The 17,413-nt window shown below is 55.8% G+C and carries 5 protein-coding genes and 1 CRISPR repeat array; of the genes, 2 read left to right on the top strand and 3 right to left on the bottom strand.

Translation table 11 applies throughout. The features are described from left to right. The first annotated feature begins 22 nt into the window (after positions 1–22). Positions 23–865, top strand: coding sequence for a PhnD/SsuA/transferrin family substrate-binding protein (locus B4920_RS13780; protein WP_161493304.1), 843 nt, complete (start codon positions 23–25; stop codon positions 863–865). Beyond that, the gene (locus tag B4920_RS13785) at positions 862–3,279 is read left to right on the top strand and encodes an EAL domain-containing protein (RefSeq protein WP_079435280.1); all 2,418 of its coding nucleotides are present in this window, start codon (positions 862–864) and stop codon (positions 3,277–3,279) included. Before B4920_RS13780 ends, B4920_RS13785 begins: the two co-directional genes overlap by 4 nt. Here B4920_RS13785 and B4920_RS13790 read toward each other — a convergent pair. The 3 genes from B4920_RS13790 to cas2 form a co-directional block, all read right to left on the bottom strand. Next, positions 3,240–3,785 carry a hypothetical protein gene (locus tag B4920_RS13790; RefSeq protein WP_079435281.1) on the bottom strand — a complete coding sequence of 182 codons (546 nt, stop codon included), beginning with the start codon at positions 3,783–3,785 and terminating at the stop codon, positions 3,240–3,242. The two genes, B4920_RS13785 and B4920_RS13790, sit on opposite strands and share 40 nt — an antisense overlap. Positions 3,786–3,872: 87 nt before the next feature. After that, positions 3,873–4,139: a cupin domain-containing protein gene (locus tag B4920_RS13795; RefSeq protein WP_079435282.1), complete on the bottom strand. Its 267-nt coding sequence runs from the start codon at positions 4,137–4,139 to the stop codon at positions 3,873–3,875. A gap of 137 nt (positions 4,140–4,276) precedes the next feature. Beyond that, positions 4,277–16,932: a CRISPR direct-repeat array (repeat unit 37 nt; unit sequence GTTTCAATCCACGTCCGTTATTGCTAACGGACGAATC). Between the two features lie 186 nt (positions 16,933–17,118). Continuing rightward, the gene (gene cas2 / locus B4920_RS13800; protein WP_079435283.1) at positions 17,119–17,409 is read right to left on the bottom strand and encodes a CRISPR-associated endonuclease Cas2; all 291 of its coding nucleotides are present in this window, start codon (positions 17,407–17,409) and stop codon (positions 17,119–17,121) included. Between the last annotated feature and the right edge of the window lie 4 nt (positions 17,410–17,413).

Raw genomic sequence — 17,413 nt, forward strand, 5'->3', positions numbered from 1 at the left:
AGCGCAATGCGATGGGCCCCGAGTGAGTGTCTGGCGTGTGTGGGTGCTGTTCGTCCTGCTGGTGCTGGCCGGGCCGGCGCTGGCGGCCGAGGCGGCGGCACTGCGCTTTGGAATCCTGCCCTTCAACAGCACCCTGGCCCTCATGAAGACCCACCAGCCCCTGCGTCAGTTCCTGCAGGCGCGCCTCGGGCGGCCGGTGGAGATCTTCACCGCGCCCGACTACCAGAGCTTCCTGCGCGAGCAACTGGACGGCAATTACGACCTGATGATCACCCCGCCGCATTTCGGCCTGATGGCGATCGACAAGGGCTATGTGCCGCTGTACCACTACAAGGCCCGCATGGAGCCGATCATGGTCGTGCGCAAGGACGACGCGGCCGCCGACGCCAAGGGGCTGCGCGGGCGGCGCATCGCGATTGCCAACCGCATCGCCTTCGCTTCCATCGCCGGCCTGAAGTGGCTGGGCGAGAAGGGCATGCGTCCCGAGCGGGACTTCGTGCTGCAGGAGCGTCCGACCCACGGAGCGGCTATTGCCGCGGTGGCGGTCGGCGATGCGGACGGGGCGATCACCACCACCACGCTGCTCGGCCAGGTGCCGGAGGACGTGCGCCAGCGTCTGCGCTACTTCTCGTCGGAGATCCGCCTGCCCCACGTGCTGTTCATGGCCCACAAGCGGCTGGGCACGGCCGAGCTGCAGCGCATCAAGGACGCCTTGCGCGCCTTCGAGAGCGCACCGGAAGGGCAGGCCTTCTTCCGGGAGACCTCCTACCTCGGCTTCGATGAGCTGGATGCCGGGGAGCTGGCAGCCTACAAGCCCTATCTGGCCACCCTGCGGCAACTGCTGGAGCAGAGCCGCCCGCAATGATCCGCGTGCCCTTCTTCCGTTCCCTGCGCAGCAAGCTGCTGCTGGCCAGCCTGCTGATCGAGGCGACCATGCTGGCGCTGCTGGTCGGCAACGGCATGCGCCTGATCGAGACCCAGCTGGAACACCAGCTCGAAGTCCGTATCCAGGCCATCGAACTGGCCTACAAGACGGCGGTCGCCGTGCCGTTGGCGGCGCGGGACTATGCCACGCTGCGGGATATCCTGGACGGTTGGCAGGTCTCTGCCGATGTCAGCTACCTGGCCGTCACCGATCCGCGCGGCCAGGTTCTGGCCGCCTCCGGCTGGGACGGCACCGGTGGTTTGCCTGAGGCCTCGCGCGGCTTCAACGGTGCCGGCGTCTATCACGTGGTATTTGACGTGGCGCTGCAAGGGCAGGTCTATGGCGCGGTCCATTACGGCCTGTCCACGTCGTATATCGAGGCGGCCAAGGCGGCGCTGTTCCGCCAGGGCAGCCTCATCGCGCTGGTCGAGCTGAGCCTGAGCTTGCTGCTGTTGCTCGCCACCGGTTACTGGCTGACGCGCCATCTGGTGACCCTGGCCGAGGCCAGCGCGCGGGTGGCGGACGGAGACTTCAGTGTTCGGCTCGATTACCGCACCCGCGACGAAGTGGGTTTGCTGGCCCACAGCTTCAATGCGATGACCGACGCGGTGCGCCAGCGCATCGCCGAGTTGAGCGACAGCGAGCAACGCTTCCGCGCGATTGCCGACCACACCTATGCATGGGAGAACTGGTTCGGGCCGGACGGCGGCCTGTGCTGGGTGAACCCGGCGGTGGAGCGCCTGACCGGCTACACGCCGCGGGAATGCCTGGCCCTGGAGGATTTTCCGCTGCCGCTGGTGCTGGCGGACGACCGCGAGCTGGTGCACAACCAGCACCAGTGGGCGCTGGCCGGCCACACCGGGCAGGACCTGGAGTTCCGAGTGCAGCGCAAGGACGGCCAGGTGATCTGGGTGGCCATGTCGTGGCAGCCGATCCATGCCGACGAGGGCAGCAGCCTCGGTTACCGCTCCAGCCTGCGCGACATCACGATGCAGCACTTCGTCACCGAGGAGCTGGCCTTCCACGCGTCCCACGATCCGCTGACCGGGCTCTACAACCGGCGCGCCTTCGAGAACCAGCTGACCCGCTCGCTGGATGACGCGGCACGCAGCCGGGAGAAGGTGATCCTGGTGTACATCGATCTGGACCAGTTCAAGGCGGTCAACGACGCCTGCGGCCATTCGGCGGGAGACAGTCTGCTGCAGAACCTCGCCCAGGCGATGCATACCCGCTTCTCCTTCGGCTACCTGGCCCGCCTCGGGGGTGACGAGTTCGGCCTGATCATGCGCGGGGTCAGCCTCGACGAAGCGCTGCGGCGCGCCCAGTTGATCATCGACGACATCCGCGCGATGCCCTTCACGTGGGAAGGCAAGGTCTTCCGCATCGGCGCCAGCATCGGCATCGTCGAATCCTCCGCCAGCCTCGGCACCGTCACCGACTTGCTGATCGCCGCCGATACCGCCTGCTATGCCGCCAAGGAGCGCGGCCGCAACCGGGTGCAGGTTTTCATGCCGACCGACGACTACTTCCGCGCCCGCCAGGCGGAGTTCATGTCCCTGCCGCAGATCTCGGCGGCGCTGGAGCAGGGCCGCTTCGCGCTGTATCACCAGCGTTACCGGTCCCTGCGGTCGGGGCACCGGGATCACCTGGAAATCCTGGTCCGCATGGTCGGCGAAGACGGCAAGATCATCGCGCCGGCTTATTTCATCCCGGCCGCCGAGCGCTACAACCTGATGCCCTTCATCGATCGCTGGGTCATCGAGCACACCTGCCGCGCCATTGCCGGCTGGGTGGCGGCCGGAGCCACTGCCCTGCCGCGGGTGGCCATCAACCTGTCCGGCGCGACGCTGGCCGACGAGGAATTGCCGGGCTTCATCCGCAGCGCCTTTTCCCGCCACGCCATCGACCCCGCCTGCATCAGCTTCGAGATCACCGAAAGCTGTGCCATCGCGCGCATCGAACGGGCCTTCGAGTTCATCGACTTCGCCCGCAGCATTGGCTGCGCGCTGGCCCTCGACGACTTTGGCAGCGGCCTGTCGTCCTTCGGTTACCTCAAGCAGTTCAAGGTCGATTACCTGAAGATCGACGGCATGTTCGTCAAGCACGCCGACAGTGACGCCGCCGACCGGGCGGTGGTCGACTCGATGGTACGGGTCGCCCAGGTACATGGGCTCGCCACCATTGCCGAATTCGTCGGCAGCGAGGCGGTGCTCGGAGTGGTGAAGGAACTGGGCGTGGACTACGCCCAGGGCTTTGCCGTACATGTTCCATCGCCGCTGCCGGAGACGGTGCCGGTCTTCGACGCCGTGGAGAGTCAGGTGGAAGGCGTCTCCGCCTCGGCCGCGTCGGCATAGACCGCCCGTACCTGCGGGGCGGTCAGCAGATAGGCCGTCGCCAGCAGGCTGACGGCCAGTGGCGGCAGCATGCCCAGCACGAAATCCGGCGCCGGAGCGGCCGCCAGGGCGGCCACCTGGCCGGCGATGAACAGATACAGCGCATTCACCAGCGGCCCCGATACCCACAGCGCGATCAACGCGCGCCACACGCTGGAGCGTCGCCGCCCGGTCAGCACACCGACGCCGCCATATACGCTGAGCACCAGTGCCGCAGCAGTCAGGAAGATCGCGAAGGTGTAGTAGAGATCCCAGTAGGGGTCGATCGCGACGGCCGGATGCTGGTTGACCACCAATTGCAGATAGCCCACCCCCGCCATCCGGTACAGGGGATTGACGGCCAGCAGCACCAGCGCAATCAGCGCCAGCCCGCCACGCCGGCCGTAAGCGGCGCCGATCCGGCGATAGGCGAAGAAGGACAGCCCGGCAAGGCCGAGGGCAAGCACGACACTGACGACCGGATTCAAGGCGGCTCCTGGGAAAGAAAATCAGGGAGAGCGGCGTGTATAGCGCACAAAGCTTGCATTCAGGCTCGTTGCCCTGTGTGCCGCCGGTCAGCGACGGCCGACGACGTAGCGGACGCCTTCCGGCCCATAGGTTTCCGCGTGGGCCTGTCCGGCCGCCAGATGGAAGACCTCCCCGGCCCTGAGGTGCCGCTCAGTCCCGTTGTAGCTCAGGCTGATCTCACCGCTCAGAATCAGCGCCCGCGCCTCGAAGGGGTGGGTGTGCACATCGAGATGGCCGTTGGGCGGGCGTTCCACGATGACGATCTCCCCGAACCCGTCGCGCCGCAACGCCGCCTCAAACTCGTTCTGGTCCATGCTGCTCTGCCTCATGTGGATGAAAGCGCAGCGTGCTCGACAGCACTCCGCTCGACAACATCATCTTAGCGTGAGGGGCACGCTGGCTACCGTGCGATGAATATTCGGGCAGGCCCGCTGGTACTGCATCGATCATGGTGGCAGTTTATGTGCGTTATTGCTAACGGACGAATCGATCTTCGGCTTTGGTGTGAAAGGCCAGCATGAGTTTCAATCCACGTCCGTTATTGCTAACGGACGAATCCCTGGTCGGTGCCTCCGCTCATGCAGCGCTGCCGAGATGTTTCAATCCACGTCCGTTATTGCTAACGGACGAATCTTGATAGAGGTGGCGGTGTCGTCCGCGGCACTCAGTTTCAATCCACGTCCGTTATTGCTAACGGACGAATCCTTCTGGCGGGTCTGGAGCTCGCTACCAAGGCTGAAGTTTCAATCCACGTCCGTTATTGCTAACGGACGAATCTATTGATTGGAGGTAGTCCATGCCAAAGTATTAGGTTTCAATCCACGTCCGTTATTGCTAACGGACGAATCACTGTCATTCCCGCTGGCACACTTGCTCAGGACACGTTTCAATCCACGTCCGTTATTGCTAACGGACGAATCCTATGGAGGGGCTGGCAAAGTCCTCCAAAACCGATGTTTCAATCCACGTCCGTTATTGCTAACGGACGAATCCAGTCGCTTCTCGGAACCCACTCTCCCCACTGCTTGTTTCAATCCACGTCCGTTATTGCTAACGGACGAATCTACCGGTCAGGTAACGCATTTCATCGCTCACCTCGTTTCAATCCACGTCCGTTATTGCTAACGGACGAATCGGCTGGGGTGGTGACGGTGATTGGCCTGGCGGAGTTTCAATCCACGTCCGTTATTGCTAACGGACGAATCCCCGTCGCCGGGCGGCAAGGTGCAGGTGGTGCGGGTGTTTCAATCCACGTCCGTTATTGCTAACGGACGAATCCCGACAAGATGAAGTCATCCGGCACAGCCTCATGGTTTCAATCCACGTCCGTTATTGCTAACGGACGAATCTGAAAAATGGGGATTAAACATGGTGATCACTGACGTTTCAATCCACGTCCGTTATTGCTAACGGACGAATCCCTGCTGGCCGAGTTCTGCGGCCTGGGTGAGATGGTTTCAATCCACGTCCGTTATTGCTAACGGACGAATCGTCCGTCCGCAGCCGCTTCCACTGCAACCACTTGTAGTTTCAATCCACGTCCGTTATTGCTAACGGACGAATCTCATCATGGCTTGGGGCTCCATCCGAATGCTTGAGTTTCAATCCACGTCCGTTATTGCTAACGGACGAATCTCCATGACAAACGACACACGGATTTTTTCCGAGGTGTTTCAATCCACGTCCGTTATTGCTAACGGACGAATCCGAGGCCGAGCTCAACGGCCGTTCGCTGAACGCGGTTTCAATCCACGTCCGTTATTGCTAACGGACGAATCTCGCGGGGCTACAAGTGGGCGCGGAAGGGCAGCAAGTTTCAATCCACGTCCGTTATTGCTAACGGACGAATCCTCATCTCGGGATCAGGAGCGGGGGTAAAGATCATGTTTCAATCCACGTCCGTTATTGCTAACGGACGAATCTCCGCGAGGCCGAGATTTTCCTGGATGTCCCACAGTTTCAATCCACGTCCGTTATTGCTAACGGACGAATCGTGTCCACTACAGATGATTCAGTAAACGCGTCATCGTTTCAATCCACGTCCGTTATTGCTAACGGACGAATCTCCTTCATTCGTCAGCTTCGGGCCGCCGCCAACGTGTTTCAATCCACGTCCGTTATTGCTAACGGACGAATCCGTCTCGCGCTGCAGGTCTTTGAGCAATGCCAGCCGTTTCAATCCACGTCCGTTATTGCTAACGGACGAATCCAGAAGGGTATTATTCATTCTCTGCGGATGAACTTGTTTCAATCCACGTCCGTTATTGCTAACGGACGAATCGTGCTCATGTCGCGAGACTCGGCGGCCCCCTATCGCGGTTTCAATCCACGTCCGTTATTGCTAACGGACGAATCGCCTGGCGAATCCGGATACAACCCGCTACTGCCTGTTTCAATCCACGTCCGTTATTGCTAACGGACGAATCGGCCAATACGCAATGTTTCCGCCCCGACAAAGCGGTTTCAATCCACGTCCGTTATTGCTAACGGACGAATCGCAATGCGCGACGCTCTCGATGCGACGATTTCTGTTTCAATCCACGTCCGTTATTGCTAACGGACGAATCAGCCCTGGCTATCCCGCGCTGCTCGGCAGCAGGTTGTTTCAATCCACGTCCGTTATTGCTAACGGACGAATCCGTGTGATCGATATCGCTCACAGCTCCGATCACAGTTTCAATCCACGTCCGTTATTGCTAACGGACGAATCTGATGTGCAGAAGCAGATGTTCGCGCAGCACGCTGCGGGTTTCAATCCACGTCCGTTATTGCTAACGGACGAATCAGAGGGTGGCCGGGAATGCGTAGGCCTGACCGCGGTTTCAATCCACGTCCGTTATTGCTAACGGACGAATCTCACAGACGGACACGCCACCGGGATCACGAACGCAAGGTTTCAATCCACGTCCGTTATTGCTAACGGACGAATCGTCGAGGCCGAGGTGCGCGTGAGTGTGCCACTGACGTTTCAATCCACGTCCGTTATTGCTAACGGACGAATCCCCGCGTAGCGATCGAATATGTGTGGGCTCCAGCTCGTTTCAATCCACGTCCGTTATTGCTAACGGACGAATCAAACGCGGCACCCACACGACCCTTATTCCAGTCGTCGTTTCAATCCACGTCCGTTATTGCTAACGGACGAATCCGCCATGAAGAAAGCAGTGCCCATGCCCATCGACGGTTTCAATCCACGTCCGTTATTGCTAACGGACGAATCACGCGGTAGGCGACGATGTCGGTGCCGCGCTGTTTGTGTTTCAATCCACGTCCGTTATTGCTAACGGACGAATCGTTGTCGGCTCCAGTACGCCCGGGTTTTCAAAGCGGTTTCAATCCACGTCCGTTATTGCTAACGGACGAATCTCGTTCCCTCGGTGTAATAAAATCAAATTCTATGGTTTCAATCCACGTCCGTTATTGCTAACGGACGAATCGCTTCGGATGGTTTCCTGAGCAGCAAGGAATGTGATGTTTCAATCCACGTCCGTTATTGCTAACGGACGAATCCCCGACAGCCCGCACGCTGGGTGCGCCGAGATCGGTTTCAATCCACGTCCGTTATTGCTAACGGACGAATCGCGAAGAGGCTGCGCGGCAGTTCGAGTTTCAGGAGTTTCAATCCACGTCCGTTATTGCTAACGGACGAATCGTAATCAGGCCATTGATCGAGGTCCGAACCTCTTGTTTCAATCCACGTCCGTTATTGCTAACGGACGAATCTGCTGAGGCTTCCTGCGCCGTTGATCCGCTGAGCCGTTTCAATCCACGTCCGTTATTGCTAACGGACGAATCGCATGGCGACTACCGGCAATTCAACCGGAGTGTCCGTTTCAATCCACGTCCGTTATTGCTAACGGACGAATCCAGGGACTGTTTGCAACGTTCCGCCTATTTGCGCAGTTTCAATCCACGTCCGTTATTGCTAACGGACGAATCCCGGCAAGGCCATGAAACAACTGGTCGTCGATGTGTTTCAATCCACGTCCGTTATTGCTAACGGACGAATCCCAGCCGGCCGCGCCCAGCGCAATTGATGCAAAAAGTTTCAATCCACGTCCGTTATTGCTAACGGACGAATCTTGCAGACCTGGCGGACCCCGATGAGCTGTGGCAGGTTTCAATCCACGTCCGTTATTGCTAACGGACGAATCATCGGTGAGTTGGGTAACATCGATGTCTCCGGCCTGGTTTCAATCCACGTCCGTTATTGCTAACGGACGAATCTCTTCGATCTCGTTGTCTGGATGCGGGGTCCTAGTTTCAATCCACGTCCGTTATTGCTAACGGACGAATCATCAGCACGCTCTTCTTCTCATCGAGAGCCCGCTGTTTCAATCCACGTCCGTTATTGCTAACGGACGAATCGCAATGGCCGTGCACCAGCTCCAGCGTATTGCCGGGTTTCAATCCACGTCCGTTATTGCTAACGGACGAATCCACGGCACGCCCGTCGTCCAGATGGCATTGGCAACGTTTCAATCCACGTCCGTTATTGCTAACGGACGAATCGACTGCGTGATGGCTCTTTGCGACGCCTCCATCGGTTTCAATCCACGTCCGTTATTGCTAACGGACGAATCCTGGCCACCACGACATGCTGGAGCTCGAAAGCCTGGTTTCAATCCACGTCCGTTATTGCTAACGGACGAATCGCCGATGATGGTGATGCTTCAGCAAGGGGGGCAGCTGTTTCAATCCACGTCCGTTATTGCTAACGGACGAATCTTGAGCCGGGGGCGGATGAGACGCGGCAATACCAGTTTCAATCCACGTCCGTTATTGCTAACGGACGAATCACACCGCACTCGGATCAGCTGACGGCCCTGGTGCTGTTTCAATCCACGTCCGTTATTGCTAACGGACGAATCTTCGAGAGGTCAAGCATGACGGGCGAGGCAATCATGTTTCAATCCACGTCCGTTATTGCTAACGGACGAATCAGCCGACGATGTGGATCTTCTCGACGCTGTGCAGGTTTCAATCCACGTCCGTTATTGCTAACGGACGAATCCTGCTTCTTGCGAGGCGGAGAACGGAGAAAATGATGTTTCAATCCACGTCCGTTATTGCTAACGGACGAATCGCTGGTTGACGCGGCTGTGCGTGCCACCGACGAAGAGTTTCAATCCACGTCCGTTATTGCTAACGGACGAATCATCCGGGCCTGCTGCGGGACCATCCTCCTTTGTAGTTTCAATCCACGTCCGTTATTGCTAACGGACGAATCTTGCCGCTGCAGGGTTTTCTGCTCCCCGTTACAAGTTTCAATCCACGTCCGTTATTGCTAACGGACGAATCGTGGAGCTGGTCGAGCAGGTCGTTGTGCTTGGGCACGTTTCAATCCACGTCCGTTATTGCTAACGGACGAATCGCAAGTTATTCGCGGGGTGTGGGCGCAGGCATTTGCTGTTTCAATCCACGTCCGTTATTGCTAACGGACGAATCGACAAGTCGGCCCCGATCCAGCATGAAATGACCGTGTTTCAATCCACGTCCGTTATTGCTAACGGACGAATCTGAGCAGGCTGGAGACAAGCGCCTGCCCCGTCAGGTTTCAATCCACGTCCGTTATTGCTAACGGACGAATCGCCTAGCGATTTGCGCATGCGCGGGGCGGATTGCAGTTTCAATCCACGTCCGTTATTGCTAACGGACGAATCGAGGGCTAGGCATTAAAATTTACAGCTTACATGGTTTCAATCCACGTCCGTTATTGCTAACGGACGAATCGCACAAATTCCTGCCGTTTCTGTTGTAGGCGATTTTGTTTCAATCCACGTCCGTTATTGCTAACGGACGAATCACTATCGGAGTTCGCGTATTTGAAAATAACACCATGTTTCAATCCACGTCCGTTATTGCTAACGGACGAATCTATGCAATCATGCCTATTCCTCTCGCAGCTTATCAGTTTCAATCCACGTCCGTTATTGCTAACGGACGAATCAACCGGGGGACGAGGAAAGCTATTGCGCATTTTTGTTTCAATCCACGTCCGTTATTGCTAACGGACGAATCTTGTAAAAATCAGGGTTAAAGATGAGGGATTTGGAGTTTCAATCCACGTCCGTTATTGCTAACGGACGAATCTCAGTTTCTTATTTCATGTGACGAACCGAAAAGGGTTTCAATCCACGTCCGTTATTGCTAACGGACGAATCCAAAAGGGGCCAAGCTGGAATTGGATGATATAAAGTTTCAATCCACGTCCGTTATTGCTAACGGACGAATCGCAATACTGCGCAGGCCATTGCTGGCATTAACTCGTTTCAATCCACGTCCGTTATTGCTAACGGACGAATCGTTTTCTTGAATGACAAAAATGTCGTTTTTCAAAAGTTTCAATCCACGTCCGTTATTGCTAACGGACGAATCTGTCGATAAAATTTTCGATCAGCGGCGCTATCTGTTTGTTTCAATCCACGTCCGTTATTGCTAACGGACGAATCTCGTCGCCAAAGCCGAAGAAACCGGCTCTCTTGTAGTTTCAATCCACGTCCGTTATTGCTAACGGACGAATCTAAGGGCGAAAAGTTTTCTGCGATGATTAAAAATGTTTCAATCCACGTCCGTTATTGCTAACGGACGAATCGCCCGGCCACCAGCGAGATGCGGGTGATGTCCGAGGTGTTTCAATCCACGTCCGTTATTGCTAACGGACGAATCCTTCCGCCGCTCTATTGGCCATGGCCTAGACCGTCGTGGTTTCAATCCACGTCCGTTATTGCTAACGGACGAATCCCGCGAGGATCTGGCCAAGCTGCTGAGCGAGCTGGAAGTTTCAATCCACGTCCGTTATTGCTAACGGACGAATCTAAAGAAACTATGCCGTGGCGAAAGTGTATTATGGTTTCAATCCACGTCCGTTATTGCTAACGGACGAATCCGTGCATAAGCTTCGCCCTAGACGCCGAAGTGATGTTTCAATCCACGTCCGTTATTGCTAACGGACGAATCATCCTGTCGGAGATGGATATATTGAGCTAGTTGGCGTTTCAATCCACGTCCGTTATTGCTAACGGACGAATCCGGCCGCTCCTGCACGTTCTGGATCCGCCAGCAATGTTTCAATCCACGTCCGTTATTGCTAACGGACGAATCCAACGGTCAGCAAACCCGATGTCGTGTCAATTGTCGGTTTCAATCCACGTCCGTTATTGCTAACGGACGAATCGGTGTCAAGGAGCGTGACCGGCAGCATCTGAACCTGTTTCAATCCACGTCCGTTATTGCTAACGGACGAATCTTACTTACCTCGCTGCTCAACAAAAAACTGGAGAGTTTCAATCCACGTCCGTTATTGCTAACGGACGAATCCCTCGCCATCGACGAGCGGCGCCACGTCCTGTGCAATGTTTCAATCCACGTCCGTTATTGCTAACGGACGAATCATGTTCGGGAGCGCGTAGACAACGGCATTGCGGGAGTTTCAATCCACGTCCGTTATTGCTAACGGACGAATCGTAGAAGTCGTACCCCAGCGGCGCAGTCCCAGTAGGTTTCAATCCACGTCCGTTATTGCTAACGGACGAATCATCCGGGATTTCCATCGACAGCCAGGTCTTAACGTAGTTTCAATCCACGTCCGTTATTGCTAACGGACGAATCGCTGTCGCCCATGCTCATCGGGCCACACATCACTGTTTCAATCCACGTCCGTTATTGCTAACGGACGAATCATCAGCTGCGGGTCGGCAGCAGGATCACTTCGACGTTTCAATCCACGTCCGTTATTGCTAACGGACGAATCCCGAGGCCGCGTGATGATCGTCGATGAGCCGATCCCGTTTCAATCCACGTCCGTTATTGCTAACGGACGAATCATTTACATTGCTCTGCACTAGCACTAAGAATATTTGTAGTTTCAATCCACGTCCGTTATTGCTAACGGACGAATCTATGCTAAGAGATACAGTGTAGTAACAGAGTACAGTTTCAATCCACGTCCGTTATTGCTAACGGACGAATCTCGCGCATGCCCGGGGCTGGGGCGACATCAAGGTGTTTCAATCCACGTCCGTTATTGCTAACGGACGAATCGCCAGACCGAAGCCAAGGCAACCGCGCAGCACGAGTTTCAATCCACGTCCGTTATTGCTAACGGACGAATCGTAGTCCAAGTGCTGTTTCAGGTGCTTCTTGTCACGTTTCAATCCACGTCCGTTATTGCTAACGGACGAATCTCTCGAGCTCCTCGGTGGCCAGCAACCGCAACCTGTTTCAATCCACGTCCGTTATTGCTAACGGACGAATCGTCGCGCACGCGATTCTTCTTCGCTTTGACGGGCGTTTCAATCCACGTCCGTTATTGCTAACGGACGAATCGCGACTTCGTTGCCGACATGCCTCGCCAGTTGCAGGACGTTTCAATCCACGTCCGTTATTGCTAACGGACGAATCGTGTTTCTTGACAGCGTCTTCCGCTTTTAGCGTGCGGTTTCAATCCACGTCCGTTATTGCTAACGGACGAATCCCTCAACGGACTGCCGAGTTTTCGTAAGCCCTACGGCGTTTCAATCCACGTCCGTTATTGCTAACGGACGAATCTTGCAATGCCTCCAATGTTCTATTGATCCAGCCGAGCAGGTTTCAATCCACGTCCGTTATTGCTAACGGACGAATCTCCAGCTCGTGGCCGCGCTTCATGGCCCAGGTCTCGTTTCAATCCACGTCCGTTATTGCTAACGGACGAATCGCCACGATCTGGTTGCCCTGCACATCGGACACCGAGTTTCAATCCACGTCCGTTATTGCTAACGGACGAATCCCGCGCTTCGCAGCAGGCTTCGAGCTGGCTGTTGATGGTTTCAATCCACGTCCGTTATTGCTAACGGACGAATCAGTCGGCCCGTAGCGGGTCGGAGATATCGATGGTGTTTCAATCCACGTCCGTTATTGCTAACGGACGAATCCTGCCTGCGCCGCGTATCCAGCGATATGGCGGACGTTTCAATCCACGTCCGTTATTGCTAACGGACGAATCTTCCGACATTTGGCAAAATTTTGGAGCAAATTAAATGTTTCAATCCACGTCCGTTATTGCTAACGGACGAATCTGGACACGGGCGCTGATCCTTCCGCCGCCCTTCTTGTTTCAATCCACGTCCGTTATTGCTAACGGACGAATCACTGGAAAATTTGAGCCTCAAGTTCAAATTGTGCGGTTTCAATCCACGTCCGTTATTGCTAACGGACGAATCTCGCCGCCTCGGGAGTGTCGATTAATATTCAAGTTATGTTTCAATCCACGTCCGTTATTGCTAACGGACGAATCCAATATTGACCCATGCTTCACCGACAGCAGTTTGCGTTTCAATCCACGTCCGTTATTGCTAACGGACGAATCTTGGACGGCGGGTTTTTCTATGGAGCACAGAATTGTTTCAATCCACGTCCGTTATTGCTAACGGACGAATCAATGTGCGCCAGGACAAGATCAGCGCCGATATCCGGTTTCAATCCACGTCCGTTATTGCTAACGGACGAATCGCGCTGGGATCGACAAGGCTATCGCCTCCCTCACGTTTCAATCCACGTCCGTTATTGCTAACGGACGAATCGCTGGACACAATTTTCACGGACGGGGTTGGGATGGTTTCAATCCACGTCCGTTATTGCTAACGGACGAATCAGACCATCGAAACCGTCATTCATAACCACACGTATGTTTCAATCCACGTCCGTTATTGCTAACGGACGAATCGCCAGACGTGGGCACGCCTCGTCCAGGCAGAGGTGGTTTCAATCCACGTCCGTTATTGCTAACGGACGAATCCCGAGACGGCCACGAGATAGGGATCACCTCCTTTCCAGTTTCAATCCACGTCCGTTATTGCTAACGGACGAATCGTCAGACCCGCCGCCGCCACCTTGCGGCAGCACCACGTTTCAATCCACGTCCGTTATTGCTAACGGACGAATCCGCTGCGTCGCTCGGGTTGGCCGCATCACAAACAAGTTTCAATCCACGTCCGTTATTGCTAACGGACGAATCGACGGCGACCGGGCTTTGACACCCGTGCCAGCTGCAGTTTCAATCCACGTCCGTTATTGCTAACGGACGAATCGGCGTCACCCCCAACGCCTCAAACCTGGCGGTGGTATCGTTTCAATCCACGTCCGTTATTGCTAACGGACGAATCCCCACAGCAGGTTCGCTACCTAAGCGACCCAATGTTTCAATCCACGTCCGTTATTGCTAACGGACGAATCATGGGTGCGGCGTCGAGCACGGCATCGGCGATGCGTTTCAATCCACGTCCGTTATTGCTAACGGACGAATCGATTCTCCTTCCCTCCTATATACAGCGATCTACAAGTTTCAATCCACGTCCGTTATTGCTAACGGACGAATCCGAAGGCACTCCTGGCACAGACCGTTGTCGCGGGTGTTTCAATCCACGTCCGTTATTGCTAACGGACGAATCCTCACAAGCGCCTTTGCAATGTGGCATCTCGTCGAGTTTCAATCCACGTCCGTTATTGCTAACGGACGAATCATGTCCTTCGCGTAGTAATTGCCCTCGGTGGACACCTGTTTCAATCCACGTCCGTTATTGCTAACGGACGAATCAGCTGCAGCTGCTGGAACCGTTGCCCGGCCTGGTTGTTTCAATCCACGTCCGTTATTGCTAACGGACGAATCCTTTGACGGGCGAATCCAAGGCAATACCGACCAGCGGTTTCAATCCACGTCCGTTATTGCTAACGGACGAATCGTGCGCAGGCCTGTCGCCAAGTACGATACGAGAGGGTTTCAATCCACGTCCGTTATTGCTAACGGACGAATCCGGTGACGTAGACATCGGGTTCGTTGACCCAGCGGGTTTCAATCCACGTCCGTTATTGCTAACGGACGAATCGCAGCCTCTCTTGCAAGCTGCAGTTGCTGCCACTTGTTTCAATCCACGTCCGTTATTGCTAACGGACGAATCGCGATGGCGAACCGGGAGTTGGGCGAGCAGGTTGCGTTTCAATCCACGTCCGTTATTGCTAACGGACGAATCCGGAGTCGGCCACGGGGCAGCCCCTGCTACTCGGTTGTTTCAATCCACGTCCGTTATTGCTAACGGACGAATCAATGTACCCGCTGTGGCAGCAGGCCCAGCAGGCGTCCGTTTCAATCCACGTCCGTTATTGCTAACGGACGAATCTCCTTGTACTCGGCCATCTTGTCGGCCACAGCTTTGTTTCAATCCACGTCCGTTATTGCTAACGGACGAATCGCTGCGTGTGCAGCGCATCGGTGCTACTGTACTCGAGTTTCAATCCACGTCCGTTATTGCTAACGGACGAATCCCGGCGCCCAGCTCGATCACCATCGTCTGCGTGGTGTTGTTTCAATCCACGTCCGTTATTGCTAACGGACGAATCGCTTGGGCGCGTTGGGGTCGGCGTTGGCTTCGGTGAGTTTCAATCCACGTCCGTTATTGCTAACGGACGAATCCACGCGCTCAATCGAATACTGGCCGCCATTGATGCGGTTTCAATCCACGTCCGTTATTGCTAACGGACGAATCCAATCAGTCTTTCGCGAGCCAGTCGCGAACAAGCTGTTTCAATCCACGTCCGTTATTGCTAACGGACGAATCTCTGGTTGTGGCGCTTGTTGCCCTTATTACGGTCCTGTTTCAATCCACGTCCGTTATTGCTAACGGACGAATCAACGCTCCGACCACCGACTGCTCGGCCTCCACCGAGTTTCAATCCACGTCCGTTATTGCTAACGGACGAATCACCGCAGCGCTGTAGTCGTCGCTGGCGTCAGGCGGTTTCAATCCACGTCCGTTATTGCTAACGGACGAATCGGACTGGCGAAGTGCCTCGTTTTCCAGCTCGGGCGGTTTCAATCCACGTCCGTTATTGCTAACGGACGAATCGCCATGACCGTCAACGCCAGCATGGCTACCACCTGTTTCAATCCACGTCCGTTATTGCTAACGGACGAATCTGACCAGCTTCCCGGATTCGGCCAGATCCTTCATGTTTCAATCCACGTCCGTTATTGCTAACGGACGAATCCATCAGGGCCGTCCGGCGGCGCCTGGGAGTCCACAGTTTCAATCCACGTCCGTTATTGCTAACGGACGAATCTCATCGGTGCTGCGGTGACATTGTGGACTAGCGAAAGTTTCAATCCACGTCCGTTATTGCTAACGGACGAATCTTCCCGACTGTTTGATCGGCCGCGCAGGCATAGCGGTTTCAATCCACGTCCGTTATTGCTAACGGACGAATCCCTCCCCGAAGCCTGCCTAACCGTCATGTCGCAGGTTGTTTCAATCCACGTCCGTTATTGCTAACGGACGAATCTCGAGGACATCGAGCTGTTGGACACGGCGTGGCAGGTTTCAATCCACGTCCGTTATTGCTAACGGACGAATCCTGTGCTGGGGCTGGACTGCCATGCAGGCCGCGAGGTTTCAATCCACGTCCGTTATTGCTAACGGACGAATCCGAAGAGCGCGAGCGCAATCGCCGGATGGCTGAGGTTTCAATCCACGTCCGTTATTGCTAACGGACGAATCCCTGGGCCGGGTCGAACCCGTTACAGAGCTCGGTCTTGTTTCAATCCACGTCCGTTATTGCTAACGGACGAATCCTCATGCACTTCTTCGGATCACGGCCTGAGAACACGTTTCAATCCACGTCCGTTATTGCTAACGGACGAATCCAGCCGGATAAGGGCAATTCGCGACAGCTCGGAAAGTTTCAATCCACGTCCGTTATTGCTAACGGACGAATCCATGGGCACCACGCCGGAGAGGGCCGCCACGATGACGTTTCAATCCACGTCCGTTATTGCTAACGGACGAATCAGCGACCACACCGGGAGCTCCTGCCCCTTTTAATTGTTTCAATCCACGTCCGTTATTGCTAACGGACGAATCCGGCTTCGAGGCGGCGCAAGGCAGCAGCACGGTCGTTTCAATCCACGTCCGTTATTGCTAACGGACGAATCCTGGATATCCGCTACTACATCCGAATAGTCGAACGTTTCAATCCACGTCCGTTATTGCTAACGGACGAATCGTGGACGCGCCAAGGCGCTGCACGCGGGACCAAGGGTTTCAATCCACGTCCGTTATTGCTAACGGACGAATCCCTTCGCGCGCAAAAGTCTGATCCGTCACGGGAAAAAGTCCGCTTTGCGCGAACCTGCGCGTGAAGTGTGGTGACGGATGTTCCATGGAAAGGTTCTGTTTTGTCTTACTGCTTTGAATCAACAACTTGGTGTTCGCGCGAACCTGCCGGGAAAATCCTGGGCACTAGGGGGTCGCGCCAGAGATGTTACAGCACCAGCGGCCCGTTGAAGTCGGTGGCGCGGAAGGTACCGTGTTCGCGTACTTCAGAGCCGCGGCTTTCGGGGAGGCGGTAGAGGCGGAGATTATCTTCGGACAACTCGATTTCGGCGAGGAGTTCCCGTTCGAGGGTTTCGAACTGCATCAAGTTGACCTGGCATTCGAAGACGGATTTCTGGACGCGCTGGCCGATGCCTTCGCAGACCTTGGCGACGCGGCGCAGGCGTCGGCGGCCGGCTTTGGTTTCGGTATTCACGTCGTAGCAGACGATGACGAGCATGGCG

The sequence above is a fragment of the Zoogloea sp. LCSB751 genome (assembly GCF_002028455.1).
Classification (GTDB): Bacteria; Pseudomonadota; Gammaproteobacteria; order Burkholderiales; family Rhodocyclaceae; genus Zoogloea.

Excerpts from the sequence above, each read along its gene's own strand:
- B4920_RS13785 (WP_079435280.1), top strand. The coding sequence starts at position 862 with ATGATCCGCGTGCCCTTCTTCCGTTCCCTGCGCAGCAAGCTGCTGCTG.
- B4920_RS13795 (WP_079435282.1), bottom strand. The coding sequence starts at position 4,139 with ATGGACCAGAACGAGTTTGAGGCGGCGTTGCGGCGCGACGGGTTCGGG.
- cas2 (WP_079435283.1), bottom strand. The coding sequence starts at position 17,409 with ATGCTCGTCATCGTCTGCTACGACGTGAATACCGAAACCAAAGCCGGC.